Genomic DNA, 14,730 nt, shown 5'->3' on the forward strand with positions numbered 1-14,730 from the left:
TGCGCGCGTCGCGGGTCAGTCCATCCGCTCGTCGACGAGCCGGACCAGCTTGCCGGTCCGCGGGTTGATCGCCAGCGCGCCCGGGCCCACCCACTCCACCGCCAGCGGGTGGATCAGGCCCCGGTCGGCGTGGTCGGCGAACATCGGGCGGGTCTGCGCGAGCCGTGCGGCCAGCGCGTCCGCCAGGGCGGCCTTCGCCTGCCCGGCGTCCTCGGCCGGCCCGGCCAGCCGCAGCACCAGCTCGTCGCGCTCCTCGCGGTGGCGCAGCACCACCTGCACCTCCGCGACCAGGCCGGCCTCGTCGGTGCTCTCCACCAGCGCGCGCAGGTCCTCCAGGTACACGGTCACCGGACCGACCCGGGCGCCCTCCTCGGAGCGTCCGAGCAACCGGAACCGGCGCTGCGGGAAGTCCACCCACTCGGCCAGGTCGCCCACGGGGTAGCGGATCACCGGCATCAGCCGGCGCGCCAGGTCGGTGGCGACCACCCGGCCGGGCCGGCCGGCCTCCTCGATCGGCTCGCCGGTCTCGGGGTCCAGCAGCTCAATCACCTTGTCGGGGGTGAAGACCTGGTGGATCCGGGTGTCGCTCTCGCCTGCCACCGGACCCGCCAGGATGCCGGCGTCGACGCTCGCGTAGCCGATCGAGCGGACCTCGGCGCCCGGGAACGCCGTGGCCAGCAGCTCCAGTTGGTCACCGTAGAAGGCCTCGCCGCTGAACAGGACGAGCCGGATGTGCGCCAGGGTGCCGACGGTGTCGATGACCTCCCTGGCCAGCCGGCAGAGCGAGGTGGGCGGGGCGGCCAGCACGGTGGCGGTGAAGTCGCGCAGCGTGCCGATCACGTAGTCCAGCGGGGCCGCGCCGCCGATCGGCAACTGGACTGCGGCGACCGGGGCTTCCTGGAGCAGGTTGAGGGTGAAGACGAAGCTGGAGTACAGCTCCCCCGCGTAGAACAGGTTGGCCACCCGGTCACCGTCGCGCAGCCCGGCGGCCGGCAGTCCGTCGCCGAACCGGCGGCTCATCTCCCGCCATTCGTCCCGGGTGTACATCGAGACGCGCGGTTTACCGGTGGTCCCGCCGGTTTTGAAGACGATCCCGTCACCGTGCGGCCCGGTCAGCAGCCGGCTCTCCTCGATCCCGTGGGCGCCCCAGTAGGCGGCGTGGTCGATCAGCGGAAGGGCGGTCAGCTCTGTCGTGCCCTCGGGCAGACCGGCGTAGAGCTCGCGGTAGAACGGCGAGTGCGTTCGGACGTAACGCACCAGATCGGCGATCGAACGGTCATTCATGGCTTCCAACTTCCCCACGCGGCAAAGAGATCATCTTATCTTCACCCGCCCTGGAGGGTGCGCGCGGCAGAGCGCGCGCGGCGGACGGCGCGGGATCCGCCACGACCGTGCGACCGTCGGCCGAAACCCGTCGCGGAACTCTGCCCGCCTACTACTTGACCTGGCGATAGTTCAGCCGTGCCCGGAATGTCGGGTCGACCTATCCGAGAATAGGTTTGGCATGTGACTATCACGTGGTGCCCGCTGTCACGTGGCCGCTCTTCGGGGCAAAGTCACACAGAGCAGCGCATCAGGGTCGTACCACAACACGTCCTGCCGGCCTCACCACGGTTCAACCGGGCCCGGAAGGACGACAAGAGGGGAAGGCAGGGCCGCAATGCCGCAGGACATCCGCTTCATGGTGCTCGGACAGATGCGGGCATACCGGGGCGAGGCCCAGCTTGCGGTCGGCTCCCCGCAGCAACAGGCGATGATGGTCACGCTCCTGCTGCGCCGGGGCAGAGCCGTCTCGGTCCACGAGGTGATCGACGCCGTCTGGGGGCAGCAGTCCCCGGAGACCGCGCTGGCCACCGTCCGTACCTACGCCTGGCGCTGGCGCAAGGCGCTGGAACAGGACCGGGCCGCGCCGCGGGTGCTGGTGTCGGTGGGCGACGGCTACCGGCTGACGCTGCCCCCGCAGAACCTGGACGCCCACCTGGCCGAGGACCTGGCGGCCAAGGCCCTGCGGACCGGCGAGGACGTGTCGCCCGAGGAGTCCAGCCGGCTGCTGCTCCAGGCGCTGGACCTCTGGCGGGGCGAACCGCTGGCGAACATCCCCGGCCCGTTCGCCGAACAACAGCGCTCCCGGCTGCGCGAGTTGCGCCTCGCCCTGCTGGAGGAGCGCTACGAACTGGACCTGCGGCTGGGCCGCCACGCGCTGGCGATACCGGACCTGAACGCCTTCACCGCCGAGCACCCGCTGCGCGAACGGCCCTACGGCCTGCTGATGCGCGCGCTCTACACGGCCGGCCGGCAGGCCGACTCGCTCGGCGTCTTCGCCCGGCTGCGCCAGCTGCTGGCCGACGAGTTGGGCGTCGACCCCGGCCCGGAGCTGCGGGCGCTGCACCAGCAGATCCTGTCCAGCGATCCGGCGCTGACCGCGGCGATCCGCCCGTCCACCGTCCTGCGCGCACCCGAGCGCCCCACCGCCGAGGCGGCCGAGCAGGCCTGGGACGGCGACCAGGGCGGCGATCCCGAGGACCCGGCCGGCCGGTTGGCCCGGGAGTTCGGCGCGACCCTGACACCGGCCCAACTTCCCATGGACACCGCCGACTTCTCCGGTCGTACGGACGCACTGGCAGAGCTGTCGCAGGCCCTCACCCGGACCGGGAACGGCTCGCTGCCGGTCGCCGCGGTGGCCGGCATGGGCGGCGTCGGCAAGACCGCGCTCGCGCTGCGGGTCGCCCACCGGGTCAAGGCCGACTTCCCCGACGGGCAGATCTACGCCGACCTGCGCGGCAGCGAGCAGGAGCCGACCGACCCCGGCCTGGTGCTCACCAGCTTCCTCACCGCGCTCGGCCTGACCGCCGAGCGCATCCCGGAGAGCCTGGAGGACCGCTCGCGGCTCTACCGCTCGATGCTGGACAGCCGGCGGGTACTGGTGCTGCTGGACAGCGCCCGGGACGCCGCCCAGGTCCGCCCGCTGCTGCCCGGCTCGGCCAGCTGCGCGGTCCTGATCACCAGCCGCTCGCGGCTCTTCGGCCTGCCCACGGCCGTCCAGGTCGACCTGGACGTCTTCGACCCGGACGAGGCGCTCACCCTGCTCGGCCGGATCGCCGGCCCCGACCGGGCCGCCGCCGACCCGGCCGCCGCGCTCGACCTGGTCACCAGCTGCGGCCGGCTCCCGCTCGCCGTGCGGATCGTGGCCACCCGGCTGGCCACCCGCCCGTCCTGGACCGTCCAGACGCTCAGCGACCGGCTCGCCGACGAGCGCCGCCGGCTGGCCGAGCTGCGGATCGGCGACCTGGCCGTCGACGCGGTCTTCGAACTCGGCTACCAGCAGCTGACGCCCGACCAGGCCAGCGCGTTCCGGCTGATCGCGGCGGTCGGCGGCCCGGACACCGGCGTGCCCGCCGCGGCCGCCGTGCTCGGCATGGACGAGAGCGACGCGGAGGACCTGCTGGAGTCCCTGGTGGACGCCGCGATGCTGGAGTCCTCGCTCCCCGGCCGCTACCGCTACCACGACCTGCTGCGCGCCTTCGCCCGGCAGCGGGCGGGCGAGGTCGGCCGACGGGAGAGCCTGGAGGCGCTGGAACGGCTGCTGGACTTCCTGCTCGCCACCGCCGCCGGGGCCTTCCAACAGGTGATCCCCGGCGACCCGGTGGGCAACGCGCTCGGCCCCAAGCGGACGGCCGGACTGCCGCTGCGCGACCTGCGGACGGCCCGCAGCTGGGTCGCGATCGAACTCGAAGGCGCGCTGGCCGTCGTGCTGATGGCGGCGCAGACGGCCCAGGCGGGCGATCCGGCCGCCGCCGGACGGCTGCGCAAGGCGGCCGACCTGCTGATCGCGCTCAGCCCGTTCGCCCAGCAGGTCCGCTACGAGCAGCTGGTCCCCGTCGCACAGGCGACGGCGGAGGCGGCCGAGGCCGTCGGCGACCACCGCTCGGTCGGCCGGGCCCGGTTCATCTGCGGCACCGTGGCGCTGCAGAGCACCCGGCTGGCGGACGCCGAGACGCAGGCCCGGATGGCGGCCGACGCCGCGCGCACGGTGGGCGACCTGGTGATCCTGCGCCAGGCGCTGAACGACCTCGGGCTGGTGTCGCAGTTCCAGCGCCGCTACCAGGACGCGCTGCGCCACTACGCCGAGTCCGTCACGCTGGCCCGTGAAATCGGCCACCGGTCAGGCGAGTTGGTGACGCTGGTGAACGCGTCGCTGGCCCGGGTGCGGTGCGGGCGGGCCGCCGAGGCGGTCCCCGAGTGCGAGGCGCTGCTGCCCACCCTGCAGGCCATGGGCGACACCCGGGGGGTCGCCTACACCCTGTACGTACTGGGCCTGGCCGAACACGAACTGGGCCACCACGACAAGGCCGTGGCCCGCTACACGCAGTGCCTGGAGCTCTGCGACGCGGCGGGCATCCGCGACCGGGCCGCGCACGCCTGGTACCGCCTCGCGGAGACCCTGCGGGTCACCGGCCGGGCCACCGAGGCGGTGGACTACGCCGAACTGTCGCTGGTCCGCTGCGAGGAGATCGGCGCCGAACGCGACCAGGCGCACGCACTGGTCGTGCTGGGCCGCGCGCTGGCCGACCTCGGCCGCGTCGAGGCGGCGCAGCTGCGGCTGCGCCAGGCGCACGCCGTCTTCGCCCGGCTCGGCCTGCCCGACGCGGCCGACGTGGCACTGCTGCTGGACGGGCTGGCGCCGGCGGACGTCGCCGGGCCCTCCGCGGAGCGGATCGGCAGCCGCTGAACAGGGCGCATCCGGGGCTCGGTTCAGCTCTTCGGCAGGACGGAGGAGCCGGTGCTGTTCCAGTCCTGCACGTCGTCGCCGGGGCCGCCCGCGGCGGCGGCGCTGACGACGGCCGCCGCGCGGTGGTCCGACGCACCGTCGGCCGGCCGCGCGAGCCCCGGGGCGGCGCTCAGCAGGACCGCTGCCGCACCGGCGACCGCCAGGGCCCGCACCAGCCTGGAGTTCATGCACGTCGTCTCTCGGTACATCGTGGCTTCCCCTCTGTCCCTGCTCGGTCACTCGATCTGGGGAGACGCTGACAGCCTGCGATATACGACGGATCTATGCGCCGCTCCGCAGGCCTGCGGAGCGGCGCCGGGCCGGCGCCGGGCCGGCCGCCCGGTCAGCGCTTGGGGGCGATGAGCCGTGCCCCGGACCAGTTCGCCGCCACACTCACGGACTTGGTCTGCGAGAGCCCCGCGGTCTGTGCCGCCTCGCTGATCTCACCGGACTCGACGTACCCGTCGCGCCCGCTCTTCGGCGTCAGGAGCCAGATGACCCCGCCGTCCTCCAACAGCCCGATGGCGTCCACGAGGGCATCGGTGAGGTCCCCGTCCTCGTCCCGGAACCAGAGCACGACGGCGTCGGCGACGTCGTCGTACTCCTCGTCCACCAGATCCTGACCGGTGATCTCCTCGATGGCCTCGCGGAGCTCATGGTCGACGTCGTCGTCGTAGCCGATCTCCTGGACGACCTGGCCGGGCTGAAACCCCAGCCTGGCAGCCGGGTTGGTGCGCTCCTCGGCGGGGTCGGCGGTAGCCGTCATCACCATCTCCTCATGTCACGTGGTGGAATTCCGACCAACGATCTCGGACCCGCGCCCCGCAACTCAGCAGGCGCCAGCCGCCTCACCCGATCGAGTGAGGCTCCCCGATACCTCCCACCGGGGCGACCGCCACGTGATAGCTCCCGCTCTCGGGTCCCGCGTCAGACCTGCCAGACGGCCGGGGGCAGGTAGGTCGGCCCGTGCAGATCGGCCAACCGCTCCTCGACACCGGCCGCGCTCTGTTCGCGGTCGATCGCCCGCAGCACCGCCGCCAGCCGCGCGCCCAACTCGGCCAACTGCGGCTCGTCGTCGTCCAACTGCCGCCAGCAGTGCAGGCCGTTGCGCACGGCGAGGCGCACGGCCTGATCACCGGGGTGGCCCCAGCCCAACCGGTGCTGAGCGGTCGCGATCCACCGCTCGGCGGCCCGTACGGTCGCACCGGCCGCCGCGGCCGCGGTGGCCTGCACCTCCAGGACGTCGCCCATCAGCGCGGACTCCCGCCCCGCGGAGCGGAGCACCACGCGCTCCCACTGAGCGGCGAGCTCCGCGGCCGCGTGGTGGTGCCCCGCGCGCATCGCCTCCGCGATCGCCGGGCGTGGGTCTCCGGCCTGCTCCGGCGCGGGTGTTGGCGCCTGCACCGGCGCCGGCGCGGGTGCCTGCGGCCGGGGTCTGGGCACGTCGGCCGGCTCCCGCACCGGCGACGCCAGCAACACAGTGCCCGGCGCGAGACCGGCCTGCCCGGCGGCCAGCGCGTGCAACTCCGGCAGGTGCACCCGCCCGGCAGGGGCGTTGCGCAGCAGCTCGGTGAGCGCCCTGGTGTACCCGGGCACCTGCCGGGGCCCACGCCGGACCGGCGGCGCGACCACACCCCACCGGGCCACCTGCTCGGGCAGCAGCAGATCGTCGTCCCGCATCGGCAGGCAGCTCGGATCGACCACCAGGTCCAGGACCACCGCCGTACTACCCGGCTGACGCCCGGCCAACTCCCGCGCCAGCCACGGCCACGGCAGCGCGGTGTAGCGGATCGTCGTGTCCGTGGTCCCCGCCAGCGCGAGGTGCAACAGCCGCTGCCGATGATCCCGGCACAACTGCCCGACGACGTACACCAGCAACGGCCCCCGACCGCGGCCGCCGCCCGGATCCGCGCCAGCACCGCCTGCGGCTCCGCCGGATCGACCAGCTGCACCATGTCCACCGGCCCACTCCACCCCGGCAACAACGCCCGGGTCGGCACCGCGGCGACCGCACTCACCCCGTGCTCGGGATCAAGCAGCCGCCGCCGACTCCGCCGAGGCGCCGCAGCCAGCAACAGCACCTGGCCGCGCGCAGCCTCCTGACCCTCCCCGGCGATCGTCATACCTGCACCGTAGCGCGCACGCACGGTCCAGCGACGGGGCGGTCGCCCAGCCGCCGTGCGGATCCCTTGATCGGATCAACCATCACCGCCCGGATCCGGCGCCCCATCACGCAGGACAGCGGCACCACGCCGCCGGGATGACGCCGGCCTGTTCCTCCCGCACCGCGCCCTGTAGTTCACCCACGCCGTCGGGCACTACCGAGCCTTGCCGTCGAACAGACCCGGCATCGGGCACAGCTCCAGCGGCTCCCGCGGACGGTCGGCCCACTGCCACCGGACATGACGGTTGCCGCACCGCCATGTGGGGCATCCTCAGTTTCGCCATTCTGACCGGCGCGGCCGTTGTGCTATGCCTTGCGGCATAAAGCTCCGGCGCCGAGAAGTCGCCCGGTCGACGTCGTGCCCCGTCTGGCCGAACCGCTCCAGCGCCTCTTCCGGCCCCCAGCCGAAGGCGCGTGCCCGGGTCGGGCTGCTGTCCCCGCTGCTTGCCGAGCCAGACGAGGCGCTCTCCGATCTACGTCGCCATCAGCAGCGGAATCGCGACACCCTTCGGGGCGTTCCCGAAGAGCGGCGCAGCGACATGTCCGGGCCGCGTTGGTCAGGCCGATTCCCGGATACGGGAGTTGTCCTCCTTCGTCCAACCCTCTGGCTGCTCAGCGACCGTCCGGCAGGCGGCCTGCAGGGCGTCCCAGGTGGATGCCCACCGACCAGCGGCGTGCGCTTCCGCTGCGGTCTGCGCGTCGAGGCGGTGGCCCTGGAGGTTGACCAGGTCGGCGGGGAACTTGGCGCTGTCGGGCACGGCCGGATCGTACGGGACAGCACCGATCCCACGTCATAGGGTTACGTGTCCCGCACCACCGCGAGAGCGCGTTCCCACGGGAATGCGCCCGGCTGGCCCTGGCCAGGCGCGTTCGGGATGAACCCGCCGTCCCCAAGCAGCACTCGGACCCCGGCATCCCGCAGCACGTCCACACTGCGGCCGAACTGCGGATGGCTGGCGAGTGCCGAGTTCACGCACGGCATCGTGACCAGCGGGATCCGCTTGCCGATCGCCTCGGCCGCAAACCCCACGATGAACGAGCTGGTGAGCCCCAACGCCCACGAGTTGATCGTGTTGAAGGTGGCCGGGGCCACCAATGCAACTGCGGCTGGCGGCCACGGATCGACCTGCCCGGGCCTACGGTGGCGATGCCGCACCGGATGGCCCGTCAGCGACTCCAGGGCGCCCAAGTCGTCGGCCAGCCAGTCAGCTGCCGTCGGCGACAAGCCAAGGCAGACGTCCCAGCCAGCAGCTTGCGCCTGCTTGATCACCGGCGGCAGTGCCAGCACCGGTGGTGCTGCGGACCCCAGGAGGTACAGAACTCGATCAGTCGGCATGACCCCATGCAACAAGGCGGCGCGCGCGCCGCGCAAGCCACAAGGTTCACGCCACGGCCCTGGTGTGGCCGAGTATCGTCGGCACCCTCGGTTACCGAACCTAGGGGTTCCGTTATGGCCTCGCCAGCCCCAGACACCGTCGGCGCCCGCATCGCCGCCTGCCGCAAGCTCCGCCACCTCACCCAGCGCGCACTCGCTGAACGCGCCAGCATCAGCTACAGCCTGATGTTCCAGATCGAACAGGGCCGGAAGCCCGCCAGCTCCGCCGTTCTGGCCGCTCTCTCACGGGCCCTCTCCGTGCCTGTCGCCGATCTCACGGGGCAGCCGTACCTGGAGGAACTGCGCCAGGACCAGCTCGACGGCCTGATCCAGCCGATCCGCGAGGCGCTCGACGTGTACGACCTCGGCGCAGATCCGGACATCAGTGCCCGGCCAGTCGTCGACCTCATCGCCCACGCGGACCGGATCTGCGCCGCCGTCCGCGCGGGAGACCTTCGGACGGCCGCTGCCGAACTGCCCGGGCTCATCACGGAGGCCACCACCGCTGCCCACGCCACGGGCGACGACCGCGGGTGGGGAACCCTGGCCAGCACCTACCGCAGCGCCTACGACGTCGCGACGAAGCTGGGATTTCACGACCTGTCGTCGATTGCCCTTGGCCGAATGGCGTGGGCATCGGAGCGCGCTTCGGACGCCGTAAGTGCGGGCACACGCCAGTACCTGCGTTCACTCGCCTACCTACGCGCCGGGCAGTACCGCACGGGGATGCGCCTTGCTGAGGCCGGCCGCAAGGTGACCGAACAGGCCGCCCCGGGAGCAGAGCGGGACGCCGTCACAGGGCAGTTGCATCTGGGATCCGCCGTGCTAGCGGCCCGGGCCGGGAACAGCGACGACATGACGGAGCACATTGCGGCGGCAGCCCGGATCGCCGAGACCACTGGTGAGATCCCCAGGGTCCGCTGGCTCACCTTCGGCCCCACCAACGTGGTCGTGCATCACACGTCCGCCCTGATCGACCAGGCGCGATTCGCCGAGGCGCTGAGCGTGGCCCGCAGCATCACCGTCCCGGCGGACTGGCCGGCCAGCCGCGCCGCTCACCACCAAGCCGAAATCGCGCGCGCCCAGCTGTGGACCGGTCGCTCCGACGCAGCATTCCGCAGCCTGCTGGCTGCGCGGGAGCTCGCGCCACAACAGTCCCGTCACAGCCCCGCTGTACGCGAGACGCTAGCCGGGATCGTCCGGGCACAGCGGACTACGCCGGACACGGTAGCCAACTTCGCTGCCTGGGTAGGCATGTGAGCAGGTCAAGGGCTATCACCAGGCTGTGATAGTTCGGCCCTTGGCTGTCCATCAGGCTTCTACTGGCACCCGAACCAGTCAGGAGCAGCGATGGAGACTCTGGCCCGGCGGGCGGCACCCGCTTGGATGCCGCCGAGCGGCACCGTTGCCGCAGTCGCCGCAGGCGACCGCCGGGACGCGGTAGCGGTCCAGCGGCATCTCGCGCTTGCGGCACTCGAACAGCTCGACGACGCAACGGGGCACCGACCGGGCCCGATCATCTGGGATACCGCTGGCCCCACGCCACGTCTGTACTTCCTCATTGCCGTTGACAGTCGCCAAACTTGGCAGCGCGAGCGGCTCCTGACCTGCGGCTCGTACGTCGCCGTTCCCGGGCCGACGACACTGATGCCGCCGGGGCCCCATTTGGGTGGCGCCGCCGGACCCCGAGGATCCCCTCGGGCTCGTTGACGCTGCCCTGCTCCGGAGCGCCCTTGACCGCGTGCGGACTGCGGCGGTCGCGCACTACCAACCCCTGGACGGCAGTCCGCAGCGGATGCTCGTGACCTCGGCGCAGCTGTACGGACGGGCCTGCATCGTGTGCGGAACCGAGACGGGACCCCTGTCGCATGCGGGATACGTGGACCGCTCAGCCAGCCGATGTACGTCGGGCCACCGCGGCCGAGGCAGCCGAGATCCGCGTCCTCGCACTCGCATCACCGGCACCGGCACCGGCACCGGCACCGGACGAGCCCGAGCGGTAGCCGCTCCTCCCGTCAGACCATCAACTCCGGCCCGCCGTCCGGTGCGGCCGGTCCACTCCAGAGCGGAGAACCTCATGAGCAACGCCGTGAGCGTCACCAACTACGACCCGCCCGCGCTTCCCGGCCTGGCCTGGATCAAGTCCAGCAAGTCCAACCAGCAGCAGTTGGACGACAGCATCGGACTCGCCGTCACCCCGGCGGGCGGCACCGCGATCGGCATCACCACCGACCCGACGCAGATCCCCCTGATCGCCACCAAGGCCAAGCTGACGGCGTTCCTCGCGGGCGCCAAGGCCGGCGAGTTCGACCACCTCGTCTGACCCACCCACGATCCCGGGCTCCTCGCGCCCCTGCGCCGTGCGCGAGGAGCCCGGCCCCTCACCTCTCTCCCGGAGCCGTGATGTCCGCTCTCCAACGCCTCGTCGACGACCCGCGCCGCTTCCTCACCGGCTGGCCCGACAAACCCACGGTCTACGAGCGGTACGTAGTCCAGCTCGCGGCCCTGTTCAACCAGGACGACGGCCGCCGAGTGGTCACCGATCCGGCCCTGCGCTCGATCGAGGTCGGCATGGTGCACCAGGGCGCGCCGGCGGCGATCGCACCCGACGCGGACCACCCCACCCACACGCTGGTCCTCAACGGGCTCCACCTGACCTGGCCGCCCTTGGCCGCGTTCGCCCGGCAGCTCGCCGCCGAACTCGGCCACCCCATCACCGCCAACGTCTACCGCACGCCGGCCGCATCCCGTGGCTACGGCCCGCACTGGGACACTCACCATGTCCTGCTGGCCCAGGTCGAGGGCGTCAAGACGTGGCGGCTGCACCCGCCGATCTTCACCGACCCGCTGGACAGCCATCGCTGGACCCGGGTTGGCTTCACCGACGAGCAGCTCGCCCGGGTCGAGCGGGATGCGGCGGCCGTCGTCCTGGAAGCCGGGCAGGTGCTGTTCATCCCGCGAGGCTGGATCCACTACGGGCACACCGACGACGCACCGTCGTTGCACATCACCTTCGGCGTCCAACTCCTCACCCGGCACTGGATCCTCCAGCAGCTCACCGACCAAGCCGCCGAACACCCCGAGCTGCGCGCCGCCCTTCCCCCCAACCTCAGCGCCCAGCGGGTCGAGGAACTCCTCGCGGACACCACGGACGCGCTGCTGTCCTGGCTCGAAGGCCTCGACCCAGCCCGCGCCGGCGCGCCGATCCACACCAGCCAGCAGCTGGCCGTCCTCGGAGTGCCGCGCTGAGGGCCGGCAGCGGCTCGTCAGCGACCTGGGGGCGACACCGCCGGACCTGCCACGGCTGTCAGGCTGCCGGCCCGCGCTTCCAGGACCACGAGACACACAAGGACTGGTGCGAGCGCTGTCTGCGCAGCGTCGTCCTGGCGGAACGCTGCTCCTGGTGCAAGACAGCCAAGGCCCAACTCCGGGACCTGGACACCGGGATCGGCTGGTGCGTCGGCTGCGCCTCGGACACCGTCCACGCGGGCGACGCCATCGACCACTACCAGGAACTCACGCCGGACGCCGCCGAGTACGGACGACTGCTGGCCAATCGCTCGATCCGACGACGCGACGGCGGAACGCCCCGGAACTCCCCGTGAACCGCTCCCGCATCCCGTAGACCTAGACCCCCGCCCCGGTCGCCATCCCTGGCAGGCCAACGACCGGAGCGGGTCCGCACCACCGAAGGGCCTGGCCACCGACCGGTGGCCGGTTCGCCTCAGTGAACGGAGACCAGTATGACCACCGCGCCTGAACAGCAGCTCGACCGCAGGATTCGCTCGGTCCGCGGGATGGACCTCCTGACCGCCGGCGAGTTCCAGCGAATCGCCGACACGGTCACCGGTGCCAACCCCGGCATGGAGCCGGAGCTGGCCCGACGAATCGTCGCCGAGGCACTCGCCTATCTCTCCACGGTCGCTCAGGACCGCGAGGCGCAGATCGCCCCGTCGCCCGTCGTAGATGAGGGCTGGCACGCCCTGGTCCTCCACACGGAGCTGTACGCCCGGCTCTGCGACGGGCTCGGCGGCGGCTTCATCCACCACTACCCCCAGCGCCCCGAGGAGAACGGCTACGCGCTGGGCACGGTGGAACGCACCATCACGGCCATGGCAGTGCTCGGGTTCGCCGCCGACCGGGAACTCTGGGCCGGCCCCGACGATGGCGGGGTAGCAGTCACAGCCAACGTGTGGCACACGCCGGGCCCGAACTGCGGCCCGATCATCATCAACCCGCCCGGAGTCCCCCGACCCAAGTCGTCCGAGAAGTAGCGGACGGGCATACTCGACTGACCGACAGTGGAGGCAGCGCCATGGAGTGGACAGACCCCAGGTACGCGAACGTGGTCGCCTGGTACCGCGAGGCCGCAGCCCGACAGGCTGAGACGCCGACTGACCCGAAAAGCGACGAAGAGGCCGAGATGGTGCGCGCGTTCCTGGTGACCCACACGAACGACTGACCCCCCTCCCAATCTGGCGACCAGGCGCTCTCGACCGTGGACAGCGGCCGGGGGCGCCTTCGTCTGACAAGGGCCATGAGCTGGCGGCTTTCCATGATCATCCGGGAGATATCCGGGAGATCAACTTCTGTAGTCGCCCCGTAGGCAGACCGAGCGGGACTGTAGGCAAATCGCAGAGACGACAACGACCCAGGTCGGGATCATGCTCCTGACCTGGGCCGACAGTGCCAAATGCGCTGCTCAACTGGTGGGCACAGACGGTTTCGAACCGCCGACATCTGCTTTGTAAGAGCAGCGCTCTACCGCTGAGCTATGCGCCCCAGCCGCGTGGGCGTACCCGGGGGTGGCCATGCGGTGAGAGGTAAGAATACCTGGTTCCGCCGGGGGCGTGGTGCACGGTGGTGGGGAATGTGGGGGCGCGTCGGGGGGATCGGGGGGCGATCGGCGACAATGAGGGCCGGGTCGGCGGCGGAGCAGGGAGCGCGAAGTGCAGGCGGGTAGCTCACGAGGGTATGGGGCGCGGGGTGCCGTGGCGCTCGTGGCGGAGGTTGTGCTGACGCCGCTGGTGTTGGCGGGTGCGGTGGCGGCGGTGGCGTTGGCGGGGGGTGCGGCGTCGTTCTCGGGGGCGGGGCCGGGGCGGTGGCGGGCGGGGTTGGTGGCGGGGGCGCAACGACGGGCAGCGGGCGGGGGCGCTGGCGGCGCGGGATGCGGCGCAGCAGGCGTTCTACGAGCTGGACTCGGCGCAGCGTGAGGTGGAGATCGCCGTCGAGACGGTCCGGGCGGCCGAGGAGAGTGCCACCTCGCGGCAGGCGCTTGCCGACTTCCAGGGCCTGTCCGCCCGGATCGACCAGGTGAACGTGGGCTACCTGGCCGCGCTCGACGTGTGCGACCTGGACGCCCCGGAGCTGGCGCCGGGGGCGGCCGCGCAGGCTCAGCAGCGGTTGGAGCAGGCGCGCAACGAGCTGGCGGCGAAGCAGACCGAGCTGGACAACTTCCTGCGGCGCCTCCAGCCGTTGCTGGACCACGCGGAGGCCCAGCTGATCCGGGTGACCCCGGCGGTGGCGAAGGCGAAGCAGGCGCTGCTCGGGGCGAGCGGAGCGCTGGACGCGGTGCGGGCGGCGGGGCTGCGGGCGGACGATCTGGCGGCCCGGCTGGCCGAGCTCGCGCCGGAGCTGACCAAGCTCAACGAGGGGGCGGCCCGGCACGGTGTGGCGGCGACCCTCGCGCGGGCCGAGGAGGTGGCCCGCAAGGCCGACGCGCTGCGCGTGGAGTCGGAACAACTCCCGGAGCGGGCGCGGGAGATCGACCGCCGGGTGGCCAGCCTGCGGACCCGGATCCAGGCACTGGAGACCAAGGCCGGATCGGTGGAGCCGACGCTGAGCGAGCTGCGCCGGCGCTTCTCGGCCGCCTGTTGGCAGGACCTGCAGCGGGTGCCGCAGCAGACCGCCGAGGCGGTGCGGACGGCACAGGCCAGGCTGACCGAGGCGGCGAAGGCACGGGACGAGCAGCGCTGGCCGGACGCCACGGCGGTGATCGGCACGGTGCGGGCGCTGCTGGAGACCGCGGACGGTTCGGTGGCGGCGGTGGCCGACCGGCTGCGGCGGCTGAACGAGGTGGAGCGCGACGCGCAGCAGGAGATCCAGCACGCCCGGTTCGCGGTGCGCGACGCCCAGCGGCTGGCGATGGCGGGGCGCCAGACGCCGGATCCCCGGCACGCGGGGCCGCTGGACGCCGCGGTCGGACGGCTGGACCGGGCGGTGGCCTCGTTGGAGGCGGCGGGACGGCACCCGGACTACTGGCAGTTCCTGACCGAGCTGGACGCCGTCCGGGCGACCGCCGCTCAGGTGGTGGCGCTGATCCGCGGCGATCTCGGCGGCAGCCACGCCGGACCGACGCCGCGCTGAGCCGACAAGTGGGGACGGGGCCGCGCTGAGCGGCAGCCACGCCGGACCGACGCCGCG

Annotated in this window: 13 protein-coding genes and 1 tRNA gene; 7 read left to right on the top strand and 7 right to left on the bottom strand. The window is 72.4% G+C overall.

Annotated elements, in window-relative coordinates:
* Nucleotides 1-15 precede the first annotated feature (15 nt).
* A complete protein-coding gene (locus BS80_RS36220; protein WP_035805947.1) occupies nt 16-1,284 on the bottom strand; it encodes a phenylacetate--CoA ligase family protein in 1,269 nt (422 codons plus the stop codon).
* Nucleotides 1,285-1,660: 376 nt separating this feature from the next.
* On the opposite strand from BS80_RS36220, the gene BS80_RS36225 reads away from it, so the two are divergent.
* The gene (locus BS80_RS36225; RefSeq protein ID WP_232246776.1) at nt 1,661-4,729 is read left to right on the top strand and encodes an AfsR/SARP family transcriptional regulator; all 3,069 of its coding nucleotides are present in this window, start codon (nt 1,661-1,663) and stop codon (nt 4,727-4,729) included.
* A gap of 23 nt (nt 4,730-4,752) precedes the next feature.
* Here BS80_RS36225 and BS80_RS36230 read toward each other — a convergent pair whose 3' ends face one another.
* From BS80_RS36230 to BS80_RS36250, 5 genes are all read right to left on the bottom strand, one after another.
* On the bottom strand, nt 4,753-4,956 hold the full coding sequence (locus tag BS80_RS36230; RefSeq protein WP_035805949.1) for a hypothetical protein: 204 nt from the start codon (nt 4,954-4,956) through the stop codon (nt 4,753-4,755).
* A gap of 155 nt (nt 4,957-5,111) precedes the next feature.
* Nucleotides 5,112-5,534: a DUF3052 domain-containing protein gene (locus BS80_RS36235; protein WP_035805950.1), complete on the bottom strand. Its 423-nt coding sequence runs from the start codon at nt 5,532-5,534 to the stop codon at nt 5,112-5,114.
* Nucleotides 5,535-5,695: 161 nt separating this feature from the next.
* The gene (locus BS80_RS36240; protein ID WP_157536776.1) at nt 5,696-6,646 is read right to left on the bottom strand and encodes a hypothetical protein; all 951 of its coding nucleotides are present in this window, start codon (nt 6,644-6,646) and stop codon (nt 5,696-5,698) included.
* An 843-nt stretch (nt 6,647-7,489) separates the two neighbouring features.
* Entirely contained in the window at nt 7,490-7,690 is a 201-nt protein-coding gene (locus tag BS80_RS36245; RefSeq protein ID WP_035805952.1) for a hypothetical protein, read from the bottom strand.
* 41 nt (nt 7,691-7,731) lie between these two features.
* A complete protein-coding gene (locus BS80_RS36250) occupies nt 7,732-8,268 on the bottom strand; it encodes a flavoprotein (RefSeq protein WP_035806995.1) in 537 nt (178 codons plus the stop codon).
* 114 nt (nt 8,269-8,382) lie between these two features.
* Between BS80_RS36250 and BS80_RS36255 the strand changes: the two genes are divergently transcribed.
* From BS80_RS36255 to BS80_RS41410, 5 genes are all read left to right on the top strand, one after another.
* The gene (locus tag BS80_RS36255; protein WP_035805954.1) at nt 8,383-9,567 is read left to right on the top strand and encodes a helix-turn-helix domain-containing protein; all 1,185 of its coding nucleotides are present in this window, start codon (nt 8,383-8,385) and stop codon (nt 9,565-9,567) included.
* Nucleotides 9,568-10,384: 817 nt separating this feature from the next.
* Nucleotides 10,385-10,630 (top strand): DUF397 domain-containing protein, encoded by a 246-nt coding sequence (locus BS80_RS42195; RefSeq protein WP_051967654.1) that lies wholly within the window; start codon nt 10,385-10,387, stop codon nt 10,628-10,630.
* An 80-nt stretch (nt 10,631-10,710) separates the two neighbouring features.
* Nucleotides 10,711-11,556 (top strand): JmjC domain-containing protein, encoded by an 846-nt coding sequence (locus BS80_RS42200; protein WP_051967655.1) that lies wholly within the window; start codon nt 10,711-10,713, stop codon nt 11,554-11,556.
* A gap of 494 nt (nt 11,557-12,050) precedes the next feature.
* Nucleotides 12,051-12,581 carry a glycine-rich domain-containing protein gene (locus tag BS80_RS36275; RefSeq protein WP_051967656.1) on the top strand — a complete coding sequence of 177 codons (531 nt, stop codon included), beginning with the start codon at nt 12,051-12,053 and terminating at the stop codon, nt 12,579-12,581.
* A gap of 41 nt (nt 12,582-12,622) precedes the next feature.
* A complete protein-coding gene (locus BS80_RS41410; protein ID WP_157536777.1) occupies nt 12,623-12,769 on the top strand; it encodes a hypothetical protein in 147 nt (48 codons plus the stop codon).
* Between the two features lie 245 nt (nt 12,770-13,014).
* Here BS80_RS41410 and BS80_RS36280 read toward each other — a convergent pair.
* Nucleotides 13,015-13,089 (bottom strand) — tRNA-Val (locus BS80_RS36280).
* Nucleotides 13,090-13,374: 285 nt separating this feature from the next.
* Between BS80_RS36280 and BS80_RS36285 the strand changes: the two genes are divergently transcribed.
* Nucleotides 13,375-14,673: a coiled-coil domain-containing protein gene (locus BS80_RS36285; protein ID WP_035805959.1), complete on the top strand. Its 1,299-nt coding sequence runs from the start codon at nt 13,375-13,377 to the stop codon at nt 14,671-14,673.
* Nucleotides 14,674-14,730: the final 57 nt, after the last annotated feature.

The sequence above is a fragment of the Kitasatospora mediocidica KCTC 9733 genome, from assembly GCF_000744225.1.
In the GTDB taxonomy this organism is placed as follows: Bacteria; Actinomycetota; Actinomycetes; order Streptomycetales; family Streptomycetaceae; genus Kitasatospora; species Kitasatospora mediocidica.